Origin of the sequence: Mesorhizobium sp. M7D.F.Ca.US.005.01.1.1 (assembly GCF_003952545.1) — a bacterium.
GTDB classification, from domain to species: Bacteria; Pseudomonadota; Alphaproteobacteria; order Rhizobiales; family Rhizobiaceae; genus Mesorhizobium; species Mesorhizobium loti.
This window is the reverse complement of record NZ_CP034453.1, coordinates 4,269,103-4,295,640: the sequence shown is the minus strand read 5'-3', so window position 1 is coordinate 4,295,640 and position 26,538 is coordinate 4,269,103. Positions and strand designations below refer to the sequence as shown.

General features: G+C 60.8%; 29 protein-coding genes. 21 read left to right on the top strand and 8 right to left on the bottom strand.

Annotated elements, in window-relative coordinates:
* The first annotated feature begins 78 nt into the window (after nt 1–78).
* From EJ076_RS20540 to EJ076_RS20515, 6 genes are all read left to right on the top strand, one after another.
* Nucleotides 79–1,020, top strand: coding sequence for a sugar ABC transporter permease (locus tag EJ076_RS20540; protein ID WP_245462844.1), 942 nt, complete (start codon nt 79–81; stop codon nt 1,018–1,020).
* A complete protein-coding gene (locus EJ076_RS20535; RefSeq protein WP_109671208.1) occupies nt 1,017–1,901 on the top strand; it encodes a carbohydrate ABC transporter permease in 885 nt (294 codons plus the stop codon). The genes EJ076_RS20540 and EJ076_RS20535 overlap by 4 nt, the downstream gene beginning before the upstream one ends.
* 22 nt (nt 1,902–1,923) lie before the next feature.
* Nucleotides 1,924–3,021, top strand: coding sequence for an ABC transporter ATP-binding protein (locus tag EJ076_RS20530; protein WP_126069091.1), 1,098 nt, complete (start codon nt 1,924–1,926; stop codon nt 3,019–3,021).
* A gap of 10 nt (nt 3,022–3,031) precedes the next feature.
* Nucleotides 3,032–4,186: a mandelate racemase/muconate lactonizing enzyme family protein gene (locus tag EJ076_RS20525; protein ID WP_126069090.1), complete on the top strand. Its 1,155-nt coding sequence runs from the start codon at nt 3,032–3,034 to the stop codon at nt 4,184–4,186.
* Between the two features lie 26 nt (nt 4,187–4,212).
* Complete coding sequence (locus EJ076_RS20520; protein ID WP_126069089.1) at nt 4,213–4,956, top strand: ribonuclease activity regulator RraA; 744 nt, start codon at nt 4,213–4,215, stop codon at nt 4,954–4,956.
* Between the two features lie 197 nt (nt 4,957–5,153).
* Nucleotides 5,154–5,585 (top strand): potassium channel family protein, encoded by a 432-nt coding sequence (locus EJ076_RS20515; RefSeq protein WP_126069088.1) that lies wholly within the window; start codon nt 5,154–5,156, stop codon nt 5,583–5,585.
* A gap of 9 nt (nt 5,586–5,594) precedes the next feature.
* Here EJ076_RS20515 and hemN read toward each other — a convergent pair whose 3' ends face one another.
* Nucleotides 5,595–6,944 carry an oxygen-independent coproporphyrinogen III oxidase gene (gene hemN / locus EJ076_RS20510; RefSeq protein WP_126069087.1) on the bottom strand — a complete coding sequence of 450 codons (1,350 nt, stop codon included), beginning with the start codon at nt 6,942–6,944 and terminating at the stop codon, nt 5,595–5,597.
* Nucleotides 6,945–7,107: 163 nt separating this feature from the next.
* Here hemN and EJ076_RS20505 point away from each other — a divergent pair, with 163 nt between their 5' ends.
* Nucleotides 7,108–7,836: a Crp/Fnr family transcriptional regulator gene (locus EJ076_RS20505; RefSeq protein WP_126069086.1), complete on the top strand. Its 729-nt coding sequence runs from the start codon at nt 7,108–7,110 to the stop codon at nt 7,834–7,836.
* A gap of 122 nt (nt 7,837–7,958) precedes the next feature.
* On the opposite strand, the gene EJ076_RS20500 is transcribed toward EJ076_RS20505, so the two are convergent.
* Nucleotides 7,959–8,375: a hemerythrin domain-containing protein gene (locus tag EJ076_RS20500; RefSeq protein ID WP_109671327.1), complete on the bottom strand. Its 417-nt coding sequence runs from the start codon at nt 8,373–8,375 to the stop codon at nt 7,959–7,961.
* A gap of 251 nt (nt 8,376–8,626) precedes the next feature.
* Between EJ076_RS20500 and ccoN the strand changes: the two genes are divergently transcribed.
* From ccoN to EJ076_RS20450, 10 genes are all read left to right on the top strand, one after another.
* The gene (gene ccoN, locus EJ076_RS20495) at nt 8,627–10,237 is read left to right on the top strand and encodes a cytochrome-c oxidase, cbb3-type subunit I (RefSeq protein ID WP_109671202.1); all 1,611 of its coding nucleotides are present in this window, start codon (nt 8,627–8,629) and stop codon (nt 10,235–10,237) included.
* Between the two features lie 11 nt (nt 10,238–10,248).
* A complete protein-coding gene (gene ccoO, locus EJ076_RS20490; protein WP_109671201.1) occupies nt 10,249–10,980 on the top strand; it encodes a cytochrome-c oxidase, cbb3-type subunit II in 732 nt (243 codons plus the stop codon).
* 12 nt (nt 10,981–10,992) lie between these two features.
* The gene (locus EJ076_RS20485; protein ID WP_109671200.1) at nt 10,993–11,142 is read left to right on the top strand and encodes a cbb3-type cytochrome c oxidase subunit 3; all 150 of its coding nucleotides are present in this window, start codon (nt 10,993–10,995) and stop codon (nt 11,140–11,142) included.
* 2 nt (nt 11,143–11,144) lie between these two features.
* Entirely contained in the window at nt 11,145–12,008 is an 864-nt protein-coding gene (gene ccoP / locus EJ076_RS20480) for a cytochrome-c oxidase, cbb3-type subunit III (protein WP_126069085.1), read from the top strand.
* A 186-nt stretch (nt 12,009–12,194) separates the two neighbouring features.
* A complete protein-coding gene (gene ccoG / locus EJ076_RS20475; RefSeq protein WP_164548691.1) occupies nt 12,195–13,754 on the top strand; it encodes a cytochrome c oxidase accessory protein CcoG in 1,560 nt (519 codons plus the stop codon).
* Nucleotides 13,751–14,248, top strand: coding sequence for a FixH family protein (locus EJ076_RS20470; protein ID WP_109671197.1), 498 nt, complete (start codon nt 13,751–13,753; stop codon nt 14,246–14,248). The genes ccoG and EJ076_RS20470 overlap by 4 nt, the downstream gene beginning before the upstream one ends.
* A complete protein-coding gene (locus EJ076_RS20465) occupies nt 14,245–16,533 on the top strand; it encodes a cation-translocating P-type ATPase (protein ID WP_126069084.1) in 2,289 nt (762 codons plus the stop codon). The genes EJ076_RS20470 and EJ076_RS20465 overlap by 4 nt, the downstream gene beginning before the upstream one ends.
* The gene (ccoS, locus tag EJ076_RS20460; protein ID WP_126069083.1) at nt 16,530–16,685 is read left to right on the top strand and encodes a cbb3-type cytochrome oxidase assembly protein CcoS; all 156 of its coding nucleotides are present in this window, start codon (nt 16,530–16,532) and stop codon (nt 16,683–16,685) included. Before EJ076_RS20465 ends, ccoS begins: the two co-directional genes overlap by 4 nt.
* 224 nt (nt 16,686–16,909) lie before the next feature.
* Entirely contained in the window at nt 16,910–18,016 is a 1,107-nt protein-coding gene (gene nirK / locus EJ076_RS20455; RefSeq protein WP_109672895.1) for a copper-containing nitrite reductase, read from the top strand.
* A 52-nt stretch (nt 18,017–18,068) separates the two neighbouring features.
* Nucleotides 18,069–18,938 (top strand): SUMF1/EgtB/PvdO family nonheme iron enzyme, encoded by an 870-nt coding sequence (locus EJ076_RS20450; protein WP_109672893.1) that lies wholly within the window; start codon nt 18,069–18,071, stop codon nt 18,936–18,938.
* 64 nt (nt 18,939–19,002) lie between these two features.
* Here EJ076_RS20450 and EJ076_RS20445 read toward each other — a convergent pair whose 3' ends face one another.
* Both EJ076_RS20445 and EJ076_RS20440 read right to left on the bottom strand, forming a co-directional pair.
* On the bottom strand, nt 19,003–20,178 hold the full coding sequence (locus EJ076_RS20445; RefSeq protein WP_126069082.1) for an NnrS family protein: 1,176 nt from the start codon (nt 20,176–20,178) through the stop codon (nt 19,003–19,005).
* A 97-nt stretch (nt 20,179–20,275) separates the two neighbouring features.
* Nucleotides 20,276–20,713 (bottom strand): pseudoazurin, encoded by a 438-nt coding sequence (locus EJ076_RS20440; protein WP_109672888.1) that lies wholly within the window; start codon nt 20,711–20,713, stop codon nt 20,276–20,278.
* 151 nt (nt 20,714–20,864) lie between these two features.
* Between EJ076_RS20440 and EJ076_RS20435 the strand changes: the two genes are divergently transcribed.
* Nucleotides 20,865–21,566, top strand: coding sequence for a Crp/Fnr family transcriptional regulator (locus EJ076_RS20435; RefSeq protein WP_109672886.1), 702 nt, complete (start codon nt 20,865–20,867; stop codon nt 21,564–21,566).
* Between the two features lie 3 nt (nt 21,567–21,569).
* Here the strand turns inward: EJ076_RS20435 and EJ076_RS20430 are convergent, their stop codons facing one another.
* A complete protein-coding gene (locus EJ076_RS20430) occupies nt 21,570–21,785 on the bottom strand; it encodes a DUF1858 domain-containing protein (protein ID WP_109672904.1) in 216 nt (71 codons plus the stop codon).
* A 147-nt stretch (nt 21,786–21,932) separates the two neighbouring features.
* Between EJ076_RS20430 and EJ076_RS20425 the strand changes: the two genes are divergently transcribed.
* Complete coding sequence (locus EJ076_RS20425; RefSeq protein ID WP_126069081.1) at nt 21,933–22,631, top strand: CBS domain-containing protein; 699 nt, start codon at nt 21,933–21,935, stop codon at nt 22,629–22,631.
* 57 nt (nt 22,632–22,688) lie between these two features.
* On the opposite strand, the gene EJ076_RS20420 is transcribed toward EJ076_RS20425, so the two are convergent.
* Nucleotides 22,689–22,958, bottom strand: coding sequence for a DUF6455 family protein (locus EJ076_RS20420; RefSeq protein ID WP_126069080.1), 270 nt, complete (start codon nt 22,956–22,958; stop codon nt 22,689–22,691).
* 160 nt (nt 22,959–23,118) lie between these two features.
* Entirely contained in the window at nt 23,119–23,928 is an 810-nt protein-coding gene (locus tag EJ076_RS20415; RefSeq protein WP_126069079.1) for a universal stress protein, read from the bottom strand.
* 191 nt (nt 23,929–24,119) lie between these two features.
* On the opposite strand from EJ076_RS20415, the gene EJ076_RS20410 reads away from it, so the two are divergent.
* A complete protein-coding gene (locus EJ076_RS20410) occupies nt 24,120–25,673 on the top strand; it encodes a PAS domain S-box protein (protein ID WP_109668967.1) in 1,554 nt (517 codons plus the stop codon).
* On the top strand, nt 25,663–26,277 hold the full coding sequence (gene fixJ, locus EJ076_RS20405; protein WP_126069078.1) for a response regulator FixJ: 615 nt from the start codon (nt 25,663–25,665) through the stop codon (nt 26,275–26,277). The genes EJ076_RS20410 and fixJ overlap by 11 nt, the downstream gene beginning before the upstream one ends.
* Here the strand turns inward: fixJ and EJ076_RS35835 are convergent.
* Nucleotides 26,274–26,498: a hypothetical protein gene (locus tag EJ076_RS35835; protein ID WP_245463099.1), complete on the bottom strand. Its 225-nt coding sequence runs from the start codon at nt 26,496–26,498 to the stop codon at nt 26,274–26,276. The genes fixJ and EJ076_RS35835 overlap by 4 nt on opposite strands.
* Nucleotides 26,499–26,538: the final 40 nt, after the last annotated feature.

Here is a 26,538-nt window from a genome sequence, read left to right as displayed (position 1 = left end):
TAAGTCCCGTCCCGCCCTGGAACGGCCGGCAGCCTTCGTGCTGCCGGTCCCCACGTCTTCCAACAAAGGATGTAGCCCGTGAGCATCGCCACGGAACTGGCCCCTGCACCGGGAAGGCGCGTTGGCCTTCTGCAGCGGGTGGTGAACCATCGCGCGGACTACCTCTACGTGCTTCCGGCGCTCGCGGTGATGATGATCGTCATCGCCTATCCCGTCTACTACACGCTTGAGCTCAGCCTTTTCAAAACGCCCGCCAACCTTCAGATGAAGGACAAGGTCTATGTCGGGCTCGACAATTACGTCACCATCCTGACCAGCCAGTCGTTCCGTGATGTCACCGTCAACACGCTGATCTGGACCATATCCTCGACGCTCATCTCCTTCCTGCTCGGGCTCTGCGCTGCTTTGGCGCTGCACCGCGAGTTCGCCGGCCGTGGCGTGCTTCGCGCCGTTTTGCTCGTCCCCTATGTCGTCAGCGCCGTTGCCGCGTCCTATGTCTGGAAATGGCTCTACCATTCGGATTTCGGCGTGATCGGCGCACTGTCGGTGCAATTCGGTTTCACCGACAGGCCGATCAACTTCCTCGACAATCTGTACACGGCCCTGCCCTCGCTCATCGTCGTCAACATCTGGCGGGAATTCTCCTTCGCCATGATCATGCTGATGGCCGGCCTGCAGACCGTGCCCGACCAGTTGCTGCGGGCAGCCCAGGTCGATGGCGCCAATACCTGGCAACGCTTCTGGCACGTGACCTTTCCCCACCTGAAAGGCGTCTCGATGGTCACGCTGCTGCTGTTAATGGTGGCGAACTTCAACTCCTTCATCATCCCGTGGGTGATGACGGGCGGCGGGCCTGCTGGCGCTTCCGACATCTGGATCACCCAGATCTATCAGCTCGCCTTCGGGCGCCAGCGCTGGGGTCTGGCATCGGCCTACGCAGTCATTCTGTTCGTCGTGCTGATGACGCTGGGCTACTTCTACGTGAAGGCACTGACGCGCGGCGACGAGGCCAGGGCATGACCAGTACCCTCGCCGACACCAGCCGTTCCGCTGCCAGAAAACCCATTGACTGGTGGCGATGGAGCGGTCGCGTCTTCCTGCTGTTCCTGTTGATCTTCACAGTCCTGCCGATGGCGTGGATGGTGCTGACATCGCTGAAGTCGCAATTCGCCGCCATGCAATACCCGCCGCAGTGGTGGCCGGCCGAGCCGACACTCGAAAACTACCGCAAGCTGCTCGATCCCTCGAACTCGGTCGGCCACGAATTCCTGCAATATTTCTGGAACAGCCTCTACGTTTCGGTGGCGACGACGATCCTCGGCGTCGTCGTCGCGGTGCCGGCGGCATATGCCTTTTCGCGATTCCGCTTTCCGGGCCGCACGTTCCTGTTCTTCGCGGTGCTGGTCAGGAACATGTTTCCCGCGGTCGTTTTCCTGATGCCGCTGTTCCTGCTGATGCGCCGGCTCGGGCTGGTGGGCACCCACACATCCCTGATCCTGACCTATCTGACGTTTGGCCTGCCGCTCTCGATCTGGCTGCTCAAGGGGTTCTACGACAACATCCCGATCCAGCTCGAGCAGGCGGCGCGGATCGATGGGGCGACGCGCTTCCAGGCCTTCTACATGATCGTGCTGCCGCTCTCGTCGCCAGGCATCATCGCCACGTCGATCTTCTCGTTCATCGGTGCCTGGAACGAGTACGTCTATGCCGTCACGTTCCTGAACAACAAGGACAAGTTGACCTTGCCGGTGGGTATCCAGCGCTACTTCACCGAGTTCGCCACCGACTGGCCCGGCCTGATGGCGGCAACCTTCCTGATGAGCGTGCCGGTCGTGGTCCTGTTCCTGGTGCTACAGAAATATTTCGTTCGCGCCCTGACAGAAGGCGCCGTGAAGTCGTGACTGCGTAAGGGGAAGAAGCCGCATGGCCCAGGTCGTTCTGCGAGAAGTCGTCAAGACCTATGGCAATCTCTATGCTGTCAATCATGTGTCGCTGACCGTCGAGGACGGTGAGTTCGTTGCGCTGGTCGGGCCTTCCGGCTGCGGCAAGACGACGACGCTCAACCTGGTGGCCGGGCTGATGCCGATATCGGGCGGCGACATCTACATCGGCGACACCCTGGTCAACGATCTCGATCCCAAGGACCGGGATATCGCCATGGTCTTTCAGAATTACGCGCTCTACCCCAACAAGACGGTGTTCCAGAACCTGGCTTTTCCGCTGAAGATGCGAAAACTTGCCAAGCCGGACATCGAAAGGAAGGTAATGGAAGCCGCCAAGGTGCTCGACATCGTCCACCTTCTGAAGCGGCTGCCGCGCGAACTGTCCGGAGGCCAGCAGCAGCGCGTCGCGCTCGGCCGGGCGCTGGTACGCGACCCAAAAGTCTTCCTGATGGACGAACCTCTGTCCAATCTCGACGCCAAGCTGCGCGTGCAGATGCGCTCTGAGCTGAAACGCTTCCAGCGCGATCTCAGCGCGACGGTAATCTATGTCACGCACGACCAGCTCGAAGCCGTCACCATGGCCGATAAGATGGCGGTGATGAGCGGGGGCGTGCTGCAGCAATACGATTCGCCTGCCCAAGTCTTCGACAATCCCGTGAACACGTTCGTCGCCAGTTTCGTCGGCAGTCCGGCGATGAGCCTGGTGCCGTTGACGGCCGTCACCAGGGGCACCGACATGTCGTTGCAAAGCCCTGAAGGCTGGAATCTGCCGCTGTCTCCCGCCAATGCGCGCAAGGCTCTGTCGGCCAGCTCGGACAAAATCGTACTCGGCGCGCGCCACAGTACCGTCAGGCTGCACAAACAGGCATCGCCGGGCGCCGTGCCCGGCAAGGTCTACACCGTCGAGCCGACCGGCGACATCACCTTCGTGCAGGTCTATCTGGGTGCTGCGGTCGTGGTGGTCAGCCTTGAGCCGAGCGTCGCGATCTCGCCCGACGAGCCCGTCTGGATCGAGTTCGACCAAAACAAGATGCACCTGTTCGACGGCGAGACGACAATGGCGCTGAAGGCGGCGTAGCGGCAATCTCATGAAAATCACCGCGATCATCCCCTACCCGACCTGGGTCGGCATCCGCAACCAGCTCATCGTCAAGGTGGAAACCGACGAAGGCATTTACGGCTGGGGCGAGAGCGGGCTGTCCGGCCGCGAGAAGGCCGTCGTCGGCGCTATTGAGCACTATCGCGAGTTCCTGGTCGGCCGCGATCCCTTCGCCATTGGCGCGCTGTGGCAGGAGATGTATCGCAGCCAGTATTTCGAGGGCGGGCGCGTGCTCACCGCGGCGATCTCGGCCATCGACATCGCGCTGCACGACATCAAGGGCAAGGCGCTGGGTGTGCCGGTCTATCAGTTGCTCGGCGGCAAGCAGCGCAATCATGTCCCTACTTTCGCAACAACCAAAGGCCCTTGCGGTCCTCAAATAATCGAGCAAGCCAGGGAACTCATGGCGATGGGATGGGGCGCCATCCGCCTCTTCCCGGCCGACCATGACAGCCGCGGCGTCTATGAGCCTCGAAAGAGCATCGCCGAGACGGCGAAATGGTGCGTCAAGGCTCGCGAGGAGCTCGGCGAGACGGTGGTGCTGGGCGTTGACTACCATCATCGCCTGTCTGTCGCGGAAGCCGCCAGCTATTGCCAGAAGATGCCGTCGGGCACGCTCGATTTCCTTGAGGAACCGATCCGTGACGAAACGCCGGAAGCCTATGAGGCACTCAGGAAACTCACCGACGTGCCTTTCGCGATCGGCGAGGAGTTTTCGAGCAAGTGGCAATTCCTGCCATACATCGAGCGCGGCATCCACCAATTCAACCGCATTGACGTCTGCAATGTGGGCGGCCTGACCGAGGCGATGAAGGTCGCCGGCTGGAGCGAGGCACATTACGTCGATATGATGCCGCACAATCCGCTCGGGCCGATCTGCACCGCGGCGACGATCCATTTTTCGGCGGCGGTCGCCAACTTTGCCTGGCTCGAAACCCGCGCCTCGCCCGGTGAACTCTATCACGGTTTCGACGATGCCGGCATCTTCCCGGTTCAGCCGAAGCTCACAGACGCCGTCTATGAAGTTGGCGACGCACCCGGCCTCGGCGTCGAGGTGGATGAGGCGCTGGTCAAGAAGCAAAGCTTCAAGTTCTGGGAAGCCCCCCATCTGCGCCGGACCGACGGCTCGGTCACCAACTGGTAGGCCCTGCGGGCCAAAGGAGATTTGCCATGACCCATACGCCCGATATCATCCGGCCGCCCAGGGACCTCCTCGATGCGCTTAGGGACATCGGCTCGGCAACGGTCGCCGGCACGCTGGGGCACATGGGCATCCGCAACCCGCACATCATGGGGCCGGTGAGCTGGAACAAGGGCAAGTCGATCGTCGGCCCCGCGCTGACGCTGCAGTTCATGCCCAAGCGCGAGGATCTCTACGGCGAAGGCGAATATGCCGACCCGGAGAAACAGCTCCACCGTCATGTGCTCTACCACGTGCAGGAAGGCGACATCGTCGTCGTTGATGCGCGTGGCGACATGAGCGCCGGTGTCTTCGGCGACATGATGTCGACCTATTTCAAGGGCCGCGGCGGCGCCGGCATGGTTATCGACGGATGTCTGCGCGACTATCCCAACCTCAAGAAACTCGACCTGCCGCTCTGGGTGCGAGGCTGGACACCCAACTTCCACACCCAGACCGGCCTGATGCCGTTCGCGGTCAACGTGCCAATAGCCTGCGGCGGTGTCACCGTCATTCCTGGCGACATCATCGTGGCCGACGACGACGGAGCCGTCGTCCTGCCTATCGCGCTTGCGGCGCAGGTCATCGAAACGTCAAAGATCCATCACGAGTGGGAAGATTTTTCCCGAATGAAGCTGATGCAGGGTGCTCCGCTGCAGCGCTACTATCCGCTGCATGACGATGCCCGCGGCGAATACGAGGAGTGGCGCACAACCAATCGCTTGGCGGATTGATGTAGAAACAACCGCACGGGCTTTGTCCACGCAAGGCCTGTCCAAAGACCGTCGGGCCGGAGCTGAGAGCCACTTTTTGCTGGAGGCGACTTCACTGTGCACATGGTGCACACATTCAATGGTCACGGTTTGCAGCATGCCATGAAGGATTTGATCTCGCACAAGGACCAAGGGCTCTGGATGGCTAGGTTCCACGCATGGTCCTCAATCTGCTCATCGGTACCATCGTCATAAGTCTGACGGTCCTGGTCCATACGTTTGGTCTGATCGCCGTCACGCATGCAATGGGATACCTTGTCGCCCGGTTTCGCATGCATGGGCGCCGCAGCCGGATCGTCGCGATGATCAGCGTGGTGATGGGGCTCTTCGCCATCATGACAGCGGAGGTGTGGCTGTGGGCAGGACTATACCGGTTGCTCGATATCTTCGCCGACTTCGAGACCGCACTCTATTTTTCGACCATCACCTTTTCGACGGTCGGCTACGGCGACATCGTGCCCGCTCATGCGTGGCGTGTCCTGGCGGCGCTCGAGGGCGTAAACGGGTTCCTGCTCATCGGCTGGTCGACCGCCTATTTGATCGCGGCAGGCACCCGCATCGGCCCGTTCAAGGCCGGCGAGCATTTCTGACGGCGATGCTCAGACCGCCACCGAATGCCTGGCTTTCCCGGTTTCGAAATATTTGTCGAACTTTGCCGCGACGCTCCTGACAAAGGGCCGGCTTTCCGCTGGCACGACGAAGCGGTCACCGTTGAGTTCAAGCAACCGCGCAGGATCGTGAAGGGCCGTGGAACTTGCTTTCACGAGAAGTCTTTGGCCAACTTCGCCAAAGCGCTCCACCAGTTCGATCGCCGAGAAGCCGAAGTCGCACATCAGCCGCTCGATGATCCAGCCGCGAACGCGGTCGTCGTCGGAAAGCGCGATACCGCGGACCGCGGCCAGTCCGCCGTCGGCGACCATGCGCGCATACTCGGCGGTCGAAGGCATATTTTGTACATAGCCTTGGCGAAACTGGCTGATGGACGACGGGCCAAGGCCGATCAACGTTTCGCAGCGATCCTCGGTGTAGCCTTGGAAATTCCGGCGCAAGCAGCCGGTGCGGGCCGCTATAGCCAACGCATCGTTGGGCTTGGCGAAATGGTCGAAGCCGACGGGCTCATACCCTGCGTTAAGCATCAGACAAGAGGCCAGTTGCGACTGGGCAAACCGCTCTTTCGGATCCGGCAGCCATGCCTCGTCGATCATCGTCTGATGTTTCTTGAACCACGGCACATGCGCGTAGCCAAAAAGCGCTATACGGTCCGGCTCCAGGGTCAGTGCCTGCGCGACCGTGGAGGAGACGCTTTCCCGGGTCTGGTGCGGCAGGCCGTAGAGCAGGTCCAGATTGACGGATTCGACGCCGCGCGAACGAACGCCGTCGACGACCGTCTTGGTCTGCAAGAACGTCTGCTCGCGGTTGATCGCCTTTTGCACCTTCGGATCGAAGTCCTGGACACCGAGGCTCGCGCGGGTCATGCCGATCTCGGCGAGCGCATCGAGGCGGGCATCGTCCATATCGTTGGGTTCGATCTCGACGCTGATCTTGGCACCAGGAAGAAAGGCGAAGCTGTTGCGCAGAACAGTTCCCAGCGCCACCATATCCGCCGGTTTGAGCATCGTCGGTGAACCGCCGCCGAAATGGACGGCACGCACGCGGCCTTTGCCTGCGACAAGACTGGCGACGGTTGCGATCTCGGCATGCAGTGAGCGCAGATATGCAGTCACCGGTTCGTAGTGGCGTGTCTGCTTGGTATGGCAGGCGCAGAACCAGCAAAGCTTGTCGCAGTACGGTATGTGCAGATAGAGCGAGATTTCGTCGCCCTCATCGAGCCCCTGCAGCCAGCCACGACAAATGGCGGCATCAACACTTGCATTAAAATGCGGCGCTGTCGGATAGCTCGTATAGCGCGGCACGTTCTCGCCAAGTCTGGCAACTATGTCTGGCCGCATGTCTCTATCCGCTCCACTTTGAATGGCGCGAGATTGATCCATTTGGACGCCGACAGCCTTGATTTCGGTCAATAGCATCTTTCTGCGGACAAACTGCCGCAAGGGCTTTTTCTTGGGCTGATGCTATACCCTGCCCGAGTTTTTCATTTTTTGGGCGATCGTGGTGACAGTGCGTCAGGATGTTCACAGCACCGGCATTCCCGTGCTTTGTCAATCGTGCGAAGCGCGCCACCGTGGCGTCTGCGGCGCGCTCGATCCCGATCAATTGGTCGGGCTCGCCAAGACCTCGTCAAAGCACACCATTGAACCGGGGGTAGAATTGATTGGCGACGCCGAAACCGTCGACAGCTATTCCAACGTGCTTTCCGGCGTGGTGAAGCTGACGAAAAGCCTTTCGGATGGGCGCCAGCAGATTGTCGGGCTTCAGTTTGCCCCCGATTTTCTGGGACGGCCATTCAAGGTGGAAAGCGCGATCAACGCGGAAGCGGCAACTGCCGTCTCCTTGTGTTCATTTCCAAGGGCGTCCGTCGAAAGGATGATGAGGGAGTCGCCGGAGCTCGAGCACCGCCTGCTCAAGCAGACGCTGAACGAACTCGACGATGCACGCGACTGGATGGTCACGCTGGGACGCAAGACCGCTGCGGAAAAAGTGGCGAGCTTTCTGCTGATGATTGCCAGAAACATCGATCCCACGCTTGATCCAAACACCAACTCGACGAGCTTCGAGCTGCCGCTCACACGTGCCGACATCGCCGATTTCCTCGGCCTGACGATCGAAACGGTGAGCCGCCAGTTGACCCGGCTGCGGACGGATAGCGTGATCCGGATCGACAACAACCGCCATGTGACCGTGGACAGCCTTGCCCGGTTGGCGAGCCGCTCCGGCGCCTAGAGCAATTCCAGGAAAAGCGCGAAACGGTTTTCCCGGGAAAAGCGCATAGCGCTTTCCCTTGGGAATTGCGTCAAAACAAAGAGTTAGAGCGCTTCGCCGTTTCCGTGAAACGGTGAATTGCTCTAGTCCCGGTCGACGATCCCGATCATCGGCAAGACATGCTCGCGTTCAAACGCGATGTGCCGGCGCAAGTTCTCGAACAGGCCGCGCAACATGAAGCCGATGGCTTCGGGGTTCTCGACCGTCTCGCCATGACCGATGGCCAGCAGAATTTCGGTCACCTCACCGGCAAAGCATTCGTCTTCCACATGTTCGGCCCGCAATCGCCGGGTTGAGGCAAGGTTCGCATTGCTGCCGACCACGGCGTCCTCGTAAGCAGGGAAGATCACCGCCTCTTCGTATTGATGAATGTTGCGCAGCAGCGGAATGATCGCGTTGGCCGCGCCGAGGCACTTCAGACGATCGACGCTGGGCAAGGCGTCCGCAATTCTTTCCAGGGCGTCGCAGAGCTGCAGCTTTTCCCTGTGCGCGCGCTTCATCACCGCAGCCGGGACCACTTCCCTGCTGGATCGATCAGTTGGTGCGGGATTTTCGTCGCCTGCTTCGAACAGCGACGATCCCAGCCCTTTCTTCTGGCTCAACGGCGGCCTCCGTTCGTTTGCAAGACCACGCTGCCCAATCAGAAAGGGCTGGGCTTTGACATGGATCAAGGCGGCGACAACGCGACTGCTGAATTGGTGTCTACGCGGATTGGCGTCCGCGCATCGGAATCCGAGGTCGGGGATATCTCATGAAGTTCGGCACGCAAATCTTCGCTTTGAGCCTTTTCACATTCGCGGCCCTAGCGGCCGCTGGCTTCGGCGCGGACCAGCCATTTCGACAGCATATGTGGGTGCTGTTTTTTGTGTTGCTTGGTTTTGTCGCCATCCTCATCCGCAACACGAATTTCCAGGTGGCCGCTCCGATTGACCCATCCGCTTACATGGATGGTCCAATCCGCTACGGCACGATCGCCACCATGTTCTGGGGTGTCGTCGGCATGCTTGTCGGCGTGGTCATCGCGCTGCAGCTTGCCTACCCCGATCTCAACATCCAGCCCTGGTTCAACTTCGGCCGTTTGCGGCCGCTGCATACATCGGGCGTAGTCTTTGCCTTCGGCGGCAACGCACTGCTGTGCACATCATTGTATGTCGTGCAACGAACCTGCCGCGCCCGCCTGTTCGGTGGTGATCTCGCCTGGTTCGTGTTCTGGGGCTACCAGCTCTTCATCGTCATGGCGGCGACTGGCTACCTGCTCGGCATCACCGAGAGCCGCGAATACGCCGAACCCGAATGGTACGTCGACATCTGGCTGACCATCGTCTGGGTCGCCTATCTCATCCTGTTCCTCGGCACGATCCTGAAGCGCAAGGAGCCGCATATCTACGTCGCCAACTGGTTCTACCTGTCCTTCATCATCACCGTCGCGATGCTGCATGTGGTCAACAACCTGTCGATGCCGGTTTCGTTTCTCGGCTCGAAGAGCTACTCCGCCTTCTCCGGCGTCCAGGACGCGCTGATACAGTGGTGGTACGGCCACAACGCCGTCGGCTTCTTCCTCACCGCCGGCTTCCTCGGCATGATGTATTACTTCGTGCCCAAGCAAGCGAACCGGCCGGTCTACTCATACCGTCTCTCCATCATTCACTTCTGGGCGCTGATCTTCCTCTACATCTGGGCAGGCCCGCACCATCTGCACTACACCGCCCTGCCCGATTGGGCGCAGACGCTCGGCATGGTGTTCTCGATCATGCTGTGGATGCCGTCATGGGGTGGCATGATCAACGGCCTGATGACGCTATCAGGCGCCTGGGACAAGCTCCGCACCGATCCGATCATCCGCATGATGGTGATGGCCATCGCCTTCTACGGCATGTCGACCTTCGAGGGGCCGATGATGTCGATCAAGACGGTCAACTCGCTGTCGCACTATACCGACTGGACCATCGGACACGTCCATTCCGGCGCGCTCGGCTGGGTCGGCATGATCTCGTTCGGTGCGATCTACTACATGGCGCCGAAGCTCTGGAACCGTCAACGGCTCTACTCGCTGAGGCTGGTCACCTGGCACTTCTGGCTGGCGACACTCGGGATCGTCGTCTACGCCGCAGTGATGTGGGTGTCCGGCATCATGCAGGGCCTGATGTGGCGCGAATACGACGAGCAGGGCTTTCTGGTCTACTCATTCGCTGAAACCGTGGCCGCCATGCACCCCTACTATGTCATGCGCGCCATCGGCGGGGCCATGTACCTCTCCGGCGCCCTGATCATGGCCTGGAACATTACCATGACGATCCTGGGATACCAGCGCGAGGAGGAGCCGATGCCCGGCTCGGTTCCCGCCCTTCAGCCTGCCGAATAAGGAGCCAGACAATGGGCTTGATGGACAGACACGCGATCATCGAGAAGAACGCCACGCTTCTTCTCGTTGGCTCCCTTCTGGTGGTGACGGTCGGCGGCATCGTCGAGATCGCACCGCTCTTCTATCTCGACAACACCATCGAGAAGGTCGAAGGCATGCGGCCTTACTCGCCGCTGGAACTCGCCGGCCGCAACATCTATGTGCGTGAGGGCTGCTACCTCTGCCACAGCCAGATGATCAGGCCATTCCGCGACGAGGTCGAGCGCTACGGTCACTACAGCTTGGCGGCCGAGTCGATGTACGATCACCCTTTCCAGTGGGGATCGAAGCGAACCGGGCCGGACCTCGCCCGGGTCGGCGACCGCTACTCGAATGGATGGCACGTTCAGCACCTTACGGATCCGCGTTCGGTGGTGCCGGAATCGATCATGCCGAGCTACGCGTTCCTGAAGGACGCCCCGATCGAGGTGAAGGATTTCTCGACCCATCTGGTCGCCAACAGGCGGGTCGGCGTCCCCTACAACGATGACATGATCGCGCACGCCAATGCCGACCTTATGGCGCAGGCCGATCCCAACGCGGACACATCCGGCCTCGAAGCACGCTATCCGAAAGCCAAGGTCGGCGACTTCGACGGCAACCCGCAACAGGTCACCGAAATGGATGCCCTCGTCGCCTATCTCCAGATGCTCGGCACGCTGGTTGACTTCAAGAACTACGACGATGCCGCAGGATATCGCTGAGGAGTTTTATCCATGGATTACAATTTGATGCGGGAGTTTGCCGACAGCTGGGGTTTGGTCGGCATGGCGCTTTTCTTTGTCGGGGCAATTGTCTTCGCCCTTCGCCCCGGCAGCCGCAAGCTGGCCGACGAGGCTGCCCGGATCCCCCTTGAGGATGACTGATCATGAGCAATGAGCATATCGACCAGGTCTCCGGTGTCTCAACCACCGGCCATGAGTGGGATGGCATAAGGGAGCTCAACAACCCGCTTCCGCGCTGGTGGGTCATCACGTTTTACGTCACCATTGTCTGGGCCATCGGCTACACCATCGCCTATCCGGCATGGCCGCTGCTGCACTCGGCGACGAAGGGCGTGCTCGGCTATTCCAGCCGCAACGATGTCAAGAACGAACTGGCTGTGGCTGAGGTCGCGAAGGGCAAATATATCTCGGCGGTGGAGTCCAAGAGCGTCTCGGAGATTGCCGCGGACGATGGCCTGCGCGAATTCGCAACCGCCGCCGGTGGCGCCGCTTTCAAGGTCAATTGCGTACAATGCCATGGCTCCGGCGCCCAAGGTTCCAAGGGCTTTCCCAATCTCAACGACGACGACTGGCTGTGGGGCGGCAAGGCCGAGCAGATCCAGCAGACGATCACGCACGGCATCCGCTTCGCGTCCGATCCGGACACGCGCCTGTCGGAAATGCCTGCCTTTGGCGACATCATAACCACTGACCAGATCGCTCAGGTCAGCACCTATGTCGCCAGCCTGTCGGGAAAGGTCCAGGATGCCAGCCTCGTCGAGCCCGGCGCCAAGGTCTTTGCCGAAAATTGCGTGGCCTGTCATGGCGACAATGCAAAGGGCAACAAGGAGCTCGGCGCGCCCGACCTGACCGATGCGATCTGGCTCTATGGATCCGGCGAGACAGCCATCGCCGCACAGGTCCGTGCGCCAAAACAGGGCGTCATGCCGGCCTGGGGCGCACGCCTGGGCGAGACCAAGGTCAAGGAACTCGCCGTCTACATTCATTCGCTTGGTGGTGGGGAATAGGAAGCGGGGACCTGTTCCCACCCTTCGCCAGCCAAGCGACGAGGCCCGGCCATGCCGGGCCTCGACCTGTATTCGGCACCGGCAATTGACTTGCATCAACGCGCCTGCCCCCGCCCCGCGGCAAGACTCCCATACGCTGGCAGCCCGGGCATGGGCAGATTGTCGCCTGCGCGAGTGGAGATGCATGTGCTGGACAATACGCAGGTAGAGCGGCTCGAAGCCGAAGCGGTGAACTCCGCCAAAGTGCGCCAGCCAATGTATGCCGCGCGCAAGAAGATATTCCCGAAACGGGCAACGGGAAGCTTTCGCCGGTTCAAGTGGCTGGTGATGGCGATCACACTCGGTATCTACTATCTGACACCGTGGTTGCGATGGGACCGTGGCCCGTTCGCCCCGGACCAGGCCGTGCTGCTCGATCTCGCCAACCGGCGCTTCTACTTCTTCTTCATCGAGATATGGCCGCAGGAATTCTACTATGTGGCCGGCCTTCTGATCATGGCCGGCGTCGGTCTTTTCCTGATCACGTCGACTATCGGTCGTGCCTGGTGCGGCTATACATGTCCGCAGACCGTCTGGGTCGATCTGTTTCTGGTTGTCGAGCGCGCCATCGAGGGTGATCGCAACGCACGCATGAAACTCGATGCCGGTCCCTGGACCGCCCGCAAGCTTGCGCTGCGGGTATCGAAACACGCCATCTGGCTGGTCATAGGTGCTGCGACCGGGGGCGCCTGGATATTCTATTTCGCCGATGCGCCTACGTTGGCTCGCGAACTTTTCACCGGCACCGCAGCCCCCGTCGCCTACATCACCGTCGCCGTGTTGACGGCGACGACCTATACGTTCGGTGGGCTGATGCGCGAGCAGGTCTGCACCTACATGTGCCCATGGCCACGCATCCAGGCGGCGATGCTCGACGAAAATTCCCTCACCGTCACTTACAACGACTGGCGCGGCGAACCACGTTCGCGTCACGCCAAGAAGGTCGTGGCAGCAGGTCAGTCCGTCGGCGACTGCGTCGACTGCAATGCCTGCGTCGCGGTCTGCCCGATGGGGATCGACATTCGCGACGGCCAACAGCTCGAATGCATCACCTGCGCGCTTTGCATCGACGCCTGCGACGGCGTCATGGACAAGCTCGGCAGGGAGCATGGACTGATCTCCTACGCGACGCTCTCCGATTACAACGCCAACATGATGCTGGCGACCGCGGGCGGCTCCGGTTCAGTCAACCCGTCGCTGGTCAGGAGCGCTGATGGCCTGTTCTCCGACAAGGTGGCGCATTTCCATGTCAGCAAGATCTTCCGGCCGCGCACCTATGTCTACATGGGTATGTGGTCGCTGATCGGCCTGGGTCTGCTCTATTCGCTGCTGACGCGCGATCGGCTCGAAGTGAACGTGCTGCATGACCGCAATCCGCAATTCGTCACGCTGTCCGACGGCTCGATCCGCAATGGCTACACCGTCAAGCTGCTCAACATGATCCCCGAACCGCGGACCATTGTTGTCACTATGCAGGGCTTGCAAGGGGGCGAAATGAGCGTGGTCGGGGACGACATTAAGGCAGGCCGCTCCTTTGCCATCCCGGTCGAGCCCGATCGCCTGAAAATGCTGAAGGTCTTCGTGCGCCAGCCGGCGGATCAAATCCAGGGCACAGCGCAGACCTTCACGTTCCGTGTCGAGGACAAGGCGAGCTTCGAGTCGGACGAATACACCGCCACCTTCAACGCGCCGGAGACTGCCAGATGAGCGCCAGAACTCAAAAAACCCGCGAATTCACAGGCAGGCACATGCTGTTCACCATCCTTGCCTTCTTCGGCGTGGTCATCGCGGTCAATCTGACGATGGCCACGCTCGCCAACACGAGCTGGACCGGCCTTGTCGTCGAAAACACCTATGTGGCGAGCCAGCAATTCAACAAGAAGGCCGAGGAGGGTCGCGCGCAGGCAGCACTTGGCTGGACCGGCAAGCTGACCATCGCATGGGGCGAGGTCCGCTACAGCCTCACCGATGCCGCCGGCAAGCCGGTTCCCTTGCATGGCGTCAAGGTGCTGTTTCGCCATCCCGCATACGAGAAAGAGGACAAGTCCGTCACGCTCGCCCTCGCCTCTGGCCAGGAATTCGCCGCGCAGCACATGCCGAAGGATGGCGTCTGGATTGTCGAAGTCGACGCCGATGCCGGTCTGGATAAACCGTATCGCGACGTCCGCAGGATCATGATTTCCAATGGAGCGCTGCAATGAGTTGTTGTGCACCGGGCGCCGAAATGGCGCTTGATCTGGTCAACACCGCATCGGTCCTGCCGTCCAGCCAGGAAATCAGGCTGGCGAGCAGATCGCTTGGCGATGATCTCCGCCAGACCGATCTTTCAGTCCCTGCGGTTCATTGCGCGGCCTGCATCCAGGCGATCGAGACAGCACTGGGAAAGCTCGATCAAGTCGAGAGTGCTCGTGTCAACCTGTCCACGAAGCGGGTCGTGGTCCGCTGGCGTGGGAGCCAAGTACCACCATTCGTCGCCGCGCTGGGACGGCTGGGTTACGAGGCGCATCTGTTCGACCCTGAAGTCGATAACAAGGACAAGACGCTTTCGGAACTGATCCGCGCCGTTGCTGTCGCCGGCTTTGCGGCGGGCAATATCATGCTGCTTTCAGTCTCGGTCTGGTCCGGCGCCGAAGGCGCAACGCGGGACCTGTTTCATTGGGTCTCGGCGCTGATCGCGATCCCGGCACTGGCCTTCGCCGGCGGCATCTTCTTCCGCTCGGCCTGGAATGCGCTGCGTCACGGCCGCATGAACATGGATGTGCCGATCGCGGTCGGGGTGTCCCTCGCCTACGCCATGAGTCTCTATGAGACGATCAACCACGGCGATCACGCCTATTTCGACGCGTCGGTATCGCTGCTGTTTTTCCTGTTGATCGGTCGCACGTTGGATCACGTGATGCGCGAACGTGCCCGGACCGCCGTGAAAGGCCTGTCCCAGTTGGCCGCACGTGGCGCCATGGTGCTGCGCAACGACGGCGCACGCGACTATCTGCCGGTTGGCGAGATCGAACCCGGCATGCTGCTGTTGATCGCGGCGGGCGAAAGGATCCCCGTCGACGGCAAGATCATTAAAGGGGCCTCGGATCTGGACTGCTCGTTGGTTTCCGGCGAGAGCACGCCTCGAAACGTGGCGGCAGGCGAAGCCGTGCAGGCCGGTGTCCTCAATCTTACCGGCCCGCTGACGATTGAGGCGGCAGCGGCCGCGAAAGATTCGTTTCTGGCGGAAATGGTTCGGCTCATGGAAGCCGCAGAGGGCGGCCGCGCGCATTATCGCCGGATCGCCGATCGCGTTTCGGCGCTCTATGCCCCGGTGGTTCATCTCACAGCCTTCGCGACGTTCCTTGGCTGGATGGCGGCGACTGGCGACTGGCACCGGGCGATAACCATCGCCATTGCCGTTCTCATCATCACATGCCCGTGCGCACTCGGCCTCGCCGTGCCGATCGTGCAGGTGGTCGCGGCGCGGCGCCTGTTCGAGAACGGCATCATGGTCAAGGACGGTTCGGCCATGGAGCGCCTGGCGACGATTGATACAGCGGTGTTCGACAAGACCGGAACGCTCACGCTTGGACAGCCCCGGCTCATCAATGCGTCAGCGATCGATCCGACCATGCTGGCAATCGCGGCCGACATGGCTGCGCACTCGCGTCACCCGTTTTCAAAGGCCATAGCCGGTTTTGCCCGCCCTGGCGGGCAGCACAAATTCGATGCCGTCACTGAGCATCCGGGGTTCGGAATCGAAGCCACTGTCGCCGGAAGTATCTGGCGGCTGGGTCGACGCGGATGGGCTGGATGGAAGGCCCGGACCGGCGGCGAAGGCAAACATGGCTATGGCGGAACGGTGTTGACAAAAGACGGGTTCATTGTCGCCACCTTCAATTTTGAGGACGCTCTGCGCGCCGACGCCAAGGCGGCGATCGGGCAATTGAATGATGCTGGGGTGTCGGTGCAAATGCTGTCGGGCGATACCGCGGGCGCCTGCGGCGAAGTTGCAGAAATGCTGGGTGTCGACGACTTCGTTCCGTGCCTGCTGCCGTCCGGTAAGGTCGAATGCATCGAGACCCTGGCGAAAGACGGACACAAGGTTCTGATGGTTGGCGACGGCCTCAACGACACGCCGGCGCTGAGCGCGGCGTATGTCTCGATCGCACCGGCCACCGCCGCCGACATTGGCCGCAATGCGGCCGACTTCGTGTTCCTGCGCGAAAGCCTTCTGGCAGTGCCTCTCGCGCTGGACGTCTCGCGCAAGGCGGGACACCTGATACGCCAGAACATCGCGATTGCGATCGTCTATAATGCCGTCGCCGTGCCGATCGCCATCCTGGGCCACGTCACGCCTCTTATCGCAGCGATTGCCATGTCCGCTTCTTCGCTGCTTGTGATCGGAAATGCGCTGCGTCTGCAGAGTTCCATACCAAATTCGCCAGCGAAAGATGTGCGGCGCGACAGCCGTTCCGACATCACCAGATTGGCCCGATTCTCATGACGACCCTTGCCTACCTCATACCTGTGGCCCTCTTCCTTGGTGCGCTTGGCTTGGGGGGCTTCCTGTGGGCTTTGAAGAGTGGCCAGTATGAAGATCTCGACGGCGCCGCCGAGCGGATCCTTATCGATCGAGAAGACAAGCTGGATCACTGATCGAAAGCCAAGTAGCCTCTAATGGCGGTGGGGCAGAAAACTACACCGCCGCATGTCCCTGGCTCGAATAATCCCAAAAAGCTCGAATAACGCGAAACATTGCCGTGTCCGAAGCTGCAGCTTGCCTGGATTTAACTCTTTCAATTTGCGCCAGCGCAAAGAAACGCTGCGTCAGCTCAGGTAAATTCTATTCATCCGCAACGGTTGAGAGATAGGAGACTGACATGATCACGCGACGTGAAGCTCTGTTCGGGGCAGCGATTGGCGCTGCCGCCGTGGCAGCACTGCCCGCATTTTCAGCAACTGTGACAAAGGCGGACATTCGAGGGCTCGCGCGCGAAAAGATCGCGCTTGTGGCACCGCCGTTTGTGCATCCGCACGATCAGGTCGCCAAGGGTGGACCCAAGATCGTCGAGTTCACCATCACGATCGAGGAAAAGCCTCTTGTCATCGACGCCGACGGCACGACGCTCAATGCGATGACCTACAACGGCTCGATCCCCGGCCCGCTGATGGTCGTGCATCAGGACGACTATCTCGAGCTGACGCTCATCAATCCAGACACCAACTCCCTCGCCCACAACATCGACTTCCACGCCGCAACAGGCGGGCTGGGTGGCGGTGGCCTCACCCTGATCAATCCCGGCGAACAGGTGACCTTGCGCTTCAAGGCGACGCGAACGGGAACGTTCGTCTATCACTGTGCACCTGGTGGCGCGATGATCCCTTGGCATGTCGTCTCCGGCATGAGCGGCGCCATCATGGTGCTGCCGCGCGACGGGCTCAGGAACGACAGGGGCGAACCGGTCAAATACGACAAGATCTTCTATATCGGCGAGAGCGACTTCTATATCCCGCGCGATGAGAAGGGCAATTTCAAGAGTTACGAATCGGCCGGTGACGGATACGACGATATCGTCAAGGTCATGCGCGGGCTGATCCCGACGCATGTCGTGTTTAACGGCAAGGTCGGATCCCTGACCGGTGACAACGCCATGAAGGCGAAAGTCGGCGAGACCGTGTTGATCGTCCACTCACAGGCCAACCGCGATACCCGGCCTCACCTGATCGGTGGACACGGCGACTATGTCTGGGAACAGGGCAAGTTCGCCAATCCGCCTGCCAAGGATCTGGAGACCTGGTTCATCCGTGGCGGCTCGGCGGGCTCGGCGCTCTATACCTTCCTGCAGCCAGGCATCTACGCCTACGTCAATCACAATCTGATCGAGGCCGTGGAACTCGGAGCGACCGCTCACTTCATGGTCGAAGGCCAGTGGAATGATGATCTGATGACGCAGGTCGAGGCGCCCAAACCTATAGCCACCAACTGACGGCACTCCAAAATGCCCGGACGGCGTCGCTGTCCGGGCATGGACAAAAGCCATGTCTCCTTTCATCCTGAAGGTTCTGCCGGTCGCCCTGGCCGCCGCTGCTGTTCCGGTAGGTCTCTCGTTACAGGCGGTCTTCGGGGATCGACAACCCCACCCCGTCGCCATGACAGTTGTCTTGCTTTCCGGTTCGATCATCTATCCGACTCCGGGCGAGTTCCTGAAAGAGGGACGCCCGCAAGGCAATCCCCGCATCGAGCGGCAACTCAGCAGACCTCTCGAAATCATGGCCTACCAGGTTGGCGCGGCCGACTATGCGGACTGCGTGTCGGCTGGCGTCTGTCAGCCGGCACAGGAGACGCGCGCGATCCCCAGCAATGCTCCCGTCACCGGAGTGAGCTATCTCGATGCGAATGCCTATGCCCGGTGGTATTCGCAAGTGACCGGCGGCCAATGGCGGCTGCCATCCGACGAGGAGTGGGCCTTTGCCGCGGCGGAGCGGTTCGCAGGCGAATTCGAGGGTGTCGAAAACGACGCCAACAACCCCGCCAGACGTTGGCTCACCAGCTACAAGGCCGAGGTGGACCTCAATCGCAAACCGGACCCGATGCCCAAGAGCCGTGGCTCGTTTGGTTTCAATTCCCTGGGCCTCGCCGACTTTTCCGGCAACGTCTGGGAGTGGACTTCGACCTGCTATGTCCGCACCACGTTGGCTGCGGATGGAAGTGGTGTTGCGAGCTCGGTCGACAATTGCGGCGTCCACGTGCTTGAAGGACTTCACAGAGCTTACATGTCGAACTTCGTCAGTGACGGGAAAAGCGGAGGCTGTGCGGTTGGCACGCCTCCCGACAATCTGGGATTCAGATTGGTCCGGGACCATTCGGGATGGGCAAGCCGGATTCTTGGCTGGCTTGGCATCGTCTGAAAGCAGGAATAGCGGGCCACGTCTTCTCGACCGTCGCGAGCCCGCCCATCGCCCTTCCCTCGCCTCACCGTACCTTTGGTGTCGTCAACGCGGTTCCGTGGATCAGGAGGAAGCCGACGAATGCCGCCACCCATGCGGCGCCGGCCATATCGATCAACGTGCCAGAGGGGACGAAGGCGGCCAGGACTCTCAATGTTCCCGCGAGCAGGATGGCCAAGAAGATGAACGAGGCGCCGTTCCCAGCCTTGAGCGCTCGTCCGGTGTGCCCGAGCGTTGCGCGGGTCATCACGGCGAGCGTCATGGCGCCGACCGCGCCCGTTCCGAGCGCGTGGAGCCCAGCAGCAGCCGGCACGGCGGCAGGAAAGAAGATCGAAACCGAGACAAGGGCGAGGCCGACCGGCACGAAGGCATATGCAAGATGGAGGATGAGCACGAGCGGATCTCGCAATGTGCGTTCGCCAGCCCAGCGCGACAGACGCCACGCCTGGCAGATTGCAGCGACGGCCATAAGCATTCCTGAGGCGCGGTTGTCAGGAGCGAACGTCCATGCTCCCAGCGCGATGGCTGAGATGGCTATCGATGCGATGTCAAAACGGCCGAACGGCGCAGGCAGCCTGCCAGGGTTTTCGCGGACGAGCCAGTTGCGCGTGAAGCTTGGAATGATACGCCCACCGATCAGCGAGATGAGCACGATCGCTGCAGCCGTACCGAGCCTGCGGCTGATGTCCGATATGCCTTGGCTGTGCGCCTCGATATGGAACGCGCCGTTGGCGCACGCCAGGACGGCAAGCGGCAGCAGCACCTTGAGATTGCGCCAGTTGCGTCCGACGACGATTTCACGTGCCGCCGCAGCGGCGACCGTAAGCAGAAATGAGCCATCGATCACGGCGGCTGCTTCCCAGCCGATATCTGCCGAGAAGAAGACAGCGACACGGCCGGCAAGCCACAGGACCACCAGCGCCAACAGCGGCAGGCCTTGCACGGGCAGCCGGCCGGTCCAGTTCGGGATGGCGGTCAGCAGGAACCCGGTAACGATCGCTGGCAGATAGCCGAACAGCATCTCGTGAATATGCCAGTCGACGGCGACGAACGCACTGTGGGCATCGAGTTCGCCGGCATACATCGGCAGCCAAAGCAGAATGGAGAGCGCGGCATACAGCGACCCAAGGACGAAGAAGGGCCTGAATCCGTAGGAAAGAAACGCGGGCCCTGTGTAGGCCCGCAGGCGTGGAATCCCCATGATTAGCGTCTCCAAATGAACAGGGCCGGATGAACCGCCGCCCTCGGTCCGTCCGGCCCGTGCCCGCCCCACTTATGGCAGGCAGGCTGTATGCTGGTCAGTTGGCCGGAACCTGGGTGAACAGGTCGGCAAACACCGTCTTTGCCTTCCCAGGGTGCTTGACCGCCTTGGCGGCATCGAGATTGACCGGCTTGCCGACAACGATCAGGGCGACCATGCCCATGCCGTAGTGGGGGGCGCATTTGACGCCGTAGACGCCCTCCTTTGTCAGCGTAACGGTGATTTCCTCGCTGGGCTTTCCCTTGAAAGGCTCAGCGCCATCCGGAAGCATACCCTTGATAGACTCGGCATCATGCGTCTTGTCGGTCGGCACGAACTTGACGGTATCGCCGGGGGCTGCCTTGACGAAGGCTGGCTGGAAAACCATGGCGCCCTTTTCGCCCTTGTTGAGCATTTGCACCACATGCTCTTCGGCGCTTGCGCCGCTGGCGAGCGCCAGGATGGAGACTGCGGCGGCGAGGATGGAGAGTTTCATCAATTTGTCCTTTGTTTCGTCTTCGCGGCATTGCGCCGTTCCATGCCATTTAGCCTGATGCGGTCGGGGACAATTTGCGCTGGCGCAAACTCAAGATAAGAAAGGTCTCCCGCACGACTGATGCGGAACCCTAAGGCCGTGAGGAATCCGCTTGGCTGCGCTGGACCGATCGCTGATTTCGCGACTGCCGCTCTTCCAGGGTCTGACGCCCGACGAGCAGAGCGAGATCCTGCGAGATGCGCGGTCGTCTCGCTATGCTAAGGAGACGGCGATCTTCGCGCAGGAAGCCGAGGCTCATTCCTTCTTCGTGCTGATCGCCGGGCACATCCGTGTCGTTCGCACCACGCCGGACGGACAACAGGTCATCGCCAGATACATCAGCGAAGGCGAGATCTTTGGCGTCGCCGCGGCACTTGGCCGGACGACCTACCCAGCCAGCGCCGTCGCGGCGGTAGACTGCGTGGTGCTGGCCTGGCCAAACGCTCTGTGGCCCGATCTGGCGAGACGCTTCCCCGTGTTTGGGGCGGCCACCTACAGGACGGTTGGAAGCAGGCTGCAGGAGACGCAGACGCGGGTGGTGGAGATGTCGACGGAACAGGTGGAGCAGCGGGTTGCGCATGCGCTGCTGCGATTGGCAAACCAGACCGGCCGAAAGACCGATAGCGGCATCGAAATCGACTTCCCGATCTCGAGGCAGGACATTGCCGAGATGACGGGGACGACGCTTCACACGGTCAGCCGGCTGCTGAGCAAGTGGGAGGAGAAAGGGATCATCGTCAGCGGGCGCCAGAAGGTCACGGTCAAGGATGCGCATCGCCTTGTGGTTCTGGCCGAGAACCGGGACAAGGGCTGACCGTCACCGTTTTCCTCGAACGGCCGCTTCGAGTTCGACAAGAAAGTCGCCCTCATCGATCCGATGTTCCCGGCATGCTTCGGCCACGGTATGGAATGTGCCGATCGGACACCCGACGCAGAGCATCTTGTATCTCAACACCACAGCCACCGTTGTCGGCCATTTCGTCATGATTTCGTCAACGACCATGTCTGGGTCGATCGAACTGCGCTGTTTCACGATGAGGTCTCCGCGTTTTGCGAGGCCTCTTCATAAATCGCCTTCGGGCCGCCTTCGTTGCAGTTTCGCAATCTGAAAATGATTCAGATCAAGACACGGCACGCGTGGCCTCGATAAGCAAAGGATAAAGTGTCTGAGGAGGTTGGCATGCAAGCCAAAACCATAATGACCACGCCGGTCGTTGCAATAGATCCGTCTGCGTCGATCGCCGATGCGGCCGGATTGATGCTCTCCAGCAAGATCAGCGGGCTTCCCGTCATTCGCATCGACGGCGTTCTGGTGGGCATTATCAGCGAGGGCGACTTCCTGCGCCGCGGAGAGCTGGGCACGCAGCGCAAGCGCCCACGCTGGCTGGAATTTCTTGTCAGCCCGGGAAGAGTTGCCGAAGAATATGTCCTCGCCAACGGAAGGCGGGTCGAGGAGGTGATGACCGACAGCGTCGTCACGGCATCCCCCAATGCATCGCTTGCCGAGGTCGTCGAGTTGATGACGCATCACCGCATCAAACGCGTCCCGATCGTCAACGGTGGTAAAGTTGTCGGCATGATTGCCCGCTCCGATCTTCTTCGTGCGCTGCTTCACACGCAGCCAACCTCAACTCCGACGACCATTGACGACGAACAGATACGCCAGAGCATCGTCGCGGAGCTTGCAGCGCAGAAATGGGCTGGCAAGGACCTGATCAATGTCACTGTCGACAAAGGGATCGTAAAACTGAGCGGCGCCATCTTCGACGAACGCGAGCGCCAGGCAGCCATCGTAGCGGCCGAAAACGTCGCCGGCGTCAAAGGCGTTGAGGACAATCTATTTTGCGCCGAGCCGTTGTCCGTCATCCTGGTCTCGTAGCCAAGGGGCTACCACCGACATTTTCCCGAGGCGAACTGTGCGTAGCCGCTCGACGTTCTAACGCTGGCCGGCCACATGCTGCAGCCGTACGATCAGGTCGCGGTTGCGGCAATAATCTGGCGGAGCATCGGCTTGCTCGTTTTGGTCGAGCCAAGTCGAGCATTCGTCTTGATGGCCGCAGGATCGGCAGCGATTGACCGCCCGATCGGTGACGGCTGCATGGTCCGGCACCACTTTCAACTGCCTGTCGACACCAAGCTTGCGCATCATGCGACCCATCAACGCGGCCCTGGCGTCGACTGAAATCAGGTAATCGAGAAAGCTCATCTTGGTCACTCCTGCCTTTTGAGAATCATAGCCATGCAGGCGGCCAACGACTTGATCTCGGTCAACAGACGGAGCCGTTGCCAAGCCAAGGCGGCGAAAGGGGTGAATTGAAGTTCCTGAACCCACCCGCCGCGCACTCGACTGCTGGGACGTCGACCCATCAATACGACATGAAGCGGTTGATGCCGCTTTCCTCGATCAGCGAGCGCGTGACCCCGCCGAACGCCCATTCCCGCAGACGGCTGTGCCCATAGGCACCCGAGACGATCAGGTCCGCATGGATCGACCGCGCAAATGTCAGCAACCGGTCGCCGTCAGCCTCGCCGGCAATCAGTTCGGTTCGGGACTTGATGCCATGGTGTTCGAGAAAAACCGCGACATCGGCGAGGCTGTCGCGGATGCTCTCGTCGCGGTCGGTATCTATTGTGGCAACGACCACTTCGTTAGCCGTGGCCAAGAAAGGCAATGCATCTGCTATCGCCCGCCGCGCCTCCCTGGTGTCTTTCCAGGCAACCAGCACGGTTTTCGCCATGACATGCTCGACATTGCTCGAGGCGACCAGGACCGGCCGTCCAGTGCCGAGTACCAGGCTGCCGATATCGACGGCGCGAAACACATTGTCTCCTGCCTCACCGGTAACGATGAGGTCAGCCGCTCGGGCCGAAACGCTCAGGAAGCGGGTTGGGCTGCAAACGGCTTGCCCCCATTCGCTGAAGATCGAAGCCGGAACCAATCGCTCGAATTCGGCACGCAGTTCGGCAAGCCGCTTTTCGATTTCCGTGCGCTGGATCTGCATGATCTCGCCTTCGTAGACCATGCCGTCGCCTGTCGCGACCAGTGGCGGGACATCCGCTGCCGCCAGACCGATGAGACGGGCGCCAAACCGTTCCGCGAGCTCGATCCCCAATCTCACCATGGCCGCCGGAGGTGCATCTACCGCGAGGTTCACGATAATCGACTTGTAGGACATTGCAGGCGCCTTTCACTGGAACCGTCGAATACGCGATGAATTGCATTCGCCAGCGCCCGAGGCTTTGATGCACGTCAAGGAACCAGCCAATTGCATCTGCATGCGAAAACGTCGGCCTCGATCCGTTTTGCGTGTATGGAGAGAAGTGATAGTTAGCCCCGGTAGCACCGTCTCGAACCCAGGAACTTTAGGTGATCAAAGACGAAGCGCTCAGTTTGTCACCCGGCGGGACGACACTGAAATCACTGTTGTCTCAAATGTTCGATCAGGCTCCCGGCTTTATAGCGCTGCTGCGCGAGCCAGGTCACATTTTCGAGCTGACCAATGCCGCCTACCAGCGATTGACTGGCCACAGGCAAGTGATTGGAAAGTCAGTGCGGGACGCCTTTCCCGAGCTCGAAGGGAATGAGTTTTTCGAACATCTGGACCATGTGTACACGACCGGCGAGCCCTACATCGGCCACGGGGTGAAGGTTGGCCTTCGCAACACAGCTGACGGCCCGGTCGAAGAGCGCATCCTTGATTTTGTCTATCAGCCAGTCAAGGCTGACGATGGCCGTATCACCGCGATCTTCATTGAAGGTACTGATGTCAGCGAACTCTCCTTTGCGAACGCAGCACTTCGGCTGCGTGAGGACCATTTGCGGTCGATCCTGGCAACAGTGCCGGACGCGATGGTCGTCATCGACGAGCAAGGTGGGATTCAATCCTTCAGCACCGCTGCCGAAGCGCTGTTCGGCTACCAGTCAGGCGAAGTCATCGGTCAAAACGTGAAAATGCTGATGCCCTCGCCCTACCGCGACGAGCATGACGCCTATCTGCTTCGCTACCTGACGACGGGAGAGCGCCGGATCATCGGGCTCGGCCGCACTGTGACCGGGGCACGCAAGGATGGCACGACTTTCCCGATGGAGCTTTCCGTCGGCGAGATGAATCCTGGAACCGGGCGCTTCTTTACCGGCTTCTGCCGCGACCTGACCGAGCGCCACAGGGCGGAAGCGCGAATCCAGGAACAGCAGCTGGAACTGCTCCACATGGCACGATTCACCGCGCTCGGCGAAATGGCTTCGACGCTTGCACATGAGATCAACCAGCCGCTCACCGCCATCACGAACTACCTCAAGGGCAGCCGCCGACTGCTCGAGAAGAGCTCTGATGAGCACGCGCCGATGCTGCGTGAGGCCGTCGAAAAGGCCGCCGAGCAGGCTTTGCGCGCCGGAGATGTCATCCGACACCTCAGGGATTTCGTCGCGAGAGGCGAGAGCGAGCGTCAGGTCGAGCATCTGCCGGTGCTGATCGAGGAAGCCTCCTCACTTGCTTTGGTCGGTGCACGGGAAATCGATATGCGCGTCAGCTACAAGCTTGATCCCGCCGCCGAACTGGTCCTGACTGACCGCATCCAGATTCAGCAGGTTCTGCTGAATTTGATGCGCAACGCGGTGGAGGCCATGCAAGGTGTACCGCGTCGCGAATTGCACGTCATGACCGTAGCCCGGAATGACGGGATGGCCGAGGTAAGCGTGATCGATACGGGTACAGGGATTGCGCCGGAAGTCTCGGCCCAGCTTTTCCAACCCTTTGTCACCACCAAGAAGCAGGGTATGGGTGTCGGTCTTTCCATTTGTCGTACCATCGTCGAGTCGCATGGCGGCCACATCTGGGCAGAAGCCGTTCCCGGCGGAGGGACGGCTTTCCGCTTCACCTTGCGCATCGTTGAAAGGGAAGAGGTTGCCAATGGCCGGTAACGATGTCGTGCATGTGGTCGACGACGATGTGGACGTCCGCAAATCGCTTGGCTTTCTTCTGGGAACGGCCGACTTCGCCGTGCGCCTGCACGAATCGGCCACCGCCTTTCTGTCCACGGCGACAGGCCAGATCGACGGTTGCATCGTGACCGACGTGCGTATGCCTGGCATTGACGGCATCGAGTTCCTGCGCCAACTCAGAATGCGCTCCCATACACTTCCGGTGATCGTCATGACGGGGCACGCCGATGTGGCGCTGGCCGTTCAAGCGATGAAGGAAGGGGCTTCCGACTTCATTGAAAAACCGTTCGACGACCAGGTTTTGATCGATGCGATCCGCTCGGCGTTGGACAACCGCGATCAGGTAGGCGCAACGCATCCGCAATCCGCGGAAATCCACGCGCGCCTGGCCACACTTTCGGAGCGGGAGCGGCAGGTTCTGGACGGGCTCGTTTCGGGTCTGCCCAACAAGACGATCGCTTATGATCTGGGTATCAGTCCGCGCACCGTCGAGATTCATCGTGCCAATGTGATGAGCAAGATGGCCGCGAGCAGCCTGTCGCATCTCGTGCGCATGGCATTGATCGTGGAATCCAAACCCTAGCAAGCGTCCCCGAGAGACTTGCCGTCGTCTGTCGGCACTGCCTTCGACTTCCAGTAGCGCCAATGGGTCGGGCGGATATCGACGCGCACGCCAGTCCCAGCATTCTTCCAACCCTGCTGGCCCTTTATACAGGGAAATACGAGCGCATGTTCGCCATCCTCGTCGAAGACGGCGAGTTCGAGTTCGCGACCAAACGGAGCGCTCAGGATTGGCTTCCACATCTCCCCATGATCGGGGGAAGCGGCAAGCCGCGCCTTGATT

Bases quoted from the DNA above. Each gene is read 5' to 3' on its own strand.
- hemN (WP_126069087.1), bottom strand. From the start codon at position 6,944: ATGCGGCCAGACATAGTTGCCAGACTTGGCGAGAACGTGCCGCGCTAT.
- fixJ (WP_126069078.1), top strand. From the start codon at position 25,663: ATGGCCGGTAACGATGTCGTGCATGTGGTCGACGACGATGTGGACGTC.
- EJ076_RS35835 (WP_245463099.1), bottom strand. From the start codon at position 26,498: ATGTGGAAGCCAATCCTGAGCGCTCCGTTTGGTCGCGAACTCGAACTC.
- EJ076_RS20485 (WP_109671200.1), top strand. From the start codon at position 10,993: ATGGATTACAATTTGATGCGGGAGTTTGCCGACAGCTGGGGTTTGGTC.
- EJ076_RS20450 (WP_109672893.1), top strand. From the start codon at position 18,069: ATGTCTCCTTTCATCCTGAAGGTTCTGCCGGTCGCCCTGGCCGCCGCT.
- EJ076_RS20440 (WP_109672888.1), bottom strand. From the start codon at position 20,713: ATGAAACTCTCCATCCTCGCCGCCGCAGTCTCCATCCTGGCGCTCGCC.
- EJ076_RS20500 (WP_109671327.1), bottom strand. From the start codon at position 8,375: ATGAAGCGCGCGCACAGGGAAAAGCTGCAGCTCTGCGACGCCCTGGAA.
- EJ076_RS20525 (WP_126069090.1), top strand. From the start codon at position 3,032: ATGAAAATCACCGCGATCATCCCCTACCCGACCTGGGTCGGCATCCGC.
- EJ076_RS20415 (WP_126069079.1), bottom strand. From the start codon at position 23,928: ATGTCCTACAAGTCGATTATCGTGAACCTCGCGGTAGATGCACCTCCG.
- EJ076_RS20425 (WP_126069081.1), top strand. From the start codon at position 21,933: ATGCAAGCCAAAACCATAATGACCACGCCGGTCGTTGCAATAGATCCG.
- ccoN (WP_109671202.1), top strand. From the start codon at position 8,627: ATGAAGTTCGGCACGCAAATCTTCGCTTTGAGCCTTTTCACATTCGCG.
- ccoO (WP_109671201.1), top strand. From the start codon at position 10,249: ATGGGCTTGATGGACAGACACGCGATCATCGAGAAGAACGCCACGCTT.
- EJ076_RS20530 (WP_126069091.1), top strand. From the start codon at position 1,924: ATGGCCCAGGTCGTTCTGCGAGAAGTCGTCAAGACCTATGGCAATCTC.
- EJ076_RS20470 (WP_109671197.1), top strand. From the start codon at position 13,751: ATGAGCGCCAGAACTCAAAAAACCCGCGAATTCACAGGCAGGCACATG.
- EJ076_RS20420 (WP_126069080.1), bottom strand. From the start codon at position 22,958: ATGAGCTTTCTCGATTACCTGATTTCAGTCGACGCCAGGGCCGCGTTG.
- EJ076_RS20520 (WP_126069089.1), top strand. From the start codon at position 4,213: ATGACCCATACGCCCGATATCATCCGGCCGCCCAGGGACCTCCTCGAT.
- EJ076_RS20535 (WP_109671208.1), top strand. From the start codon at position 1,017: ATGACCAGTACCCTCGCCGACACCAGCCGTTCCGCTGCCAGAAAACCC.
- EJ076_RS20465 (WP_126069084.1), top strand. From the start codon at position 14,245: ATGAGTTGTTGTGCACCGGGCGCCGAAATGGCGCTTGATCTGGTCAAC.
- ccoP (WP_126069085.1), top strand. From the start codon at position 11,145: ATGAGCAATGAGCATATCGACCAGGTCTCCGGTGTCTCAACCACCGGC.
- nirK (WP_109672895.1), top strand. From the start codon at position 16,910: ATGATCACGCGACGTGAAGCTCTGTTCGGGGCAGCGATTGGCGCTGCC.
- EJ076_RS20445 (WP_126069082.1), bottom strand. From the start codon at position 20,178: ATGGGGATTCCACGCCTGCGGGCCTACACAGGGCCCGCGTTTCTTTCC.
- ccoS (WP_126069083.1), top strand. From the start codon at position 16,530: ATGACGACCCTTGCCTACCTCATACCTGTGGCCCTCTTCCTTGGTGCG.
- EJ076_RS20515 (WP_126069088.1), top strand. From the start codon at position 5,154: ATGGTCCTCAATCTGCTCATCGGTACCATCGTCATAAGTCTGACGGTC.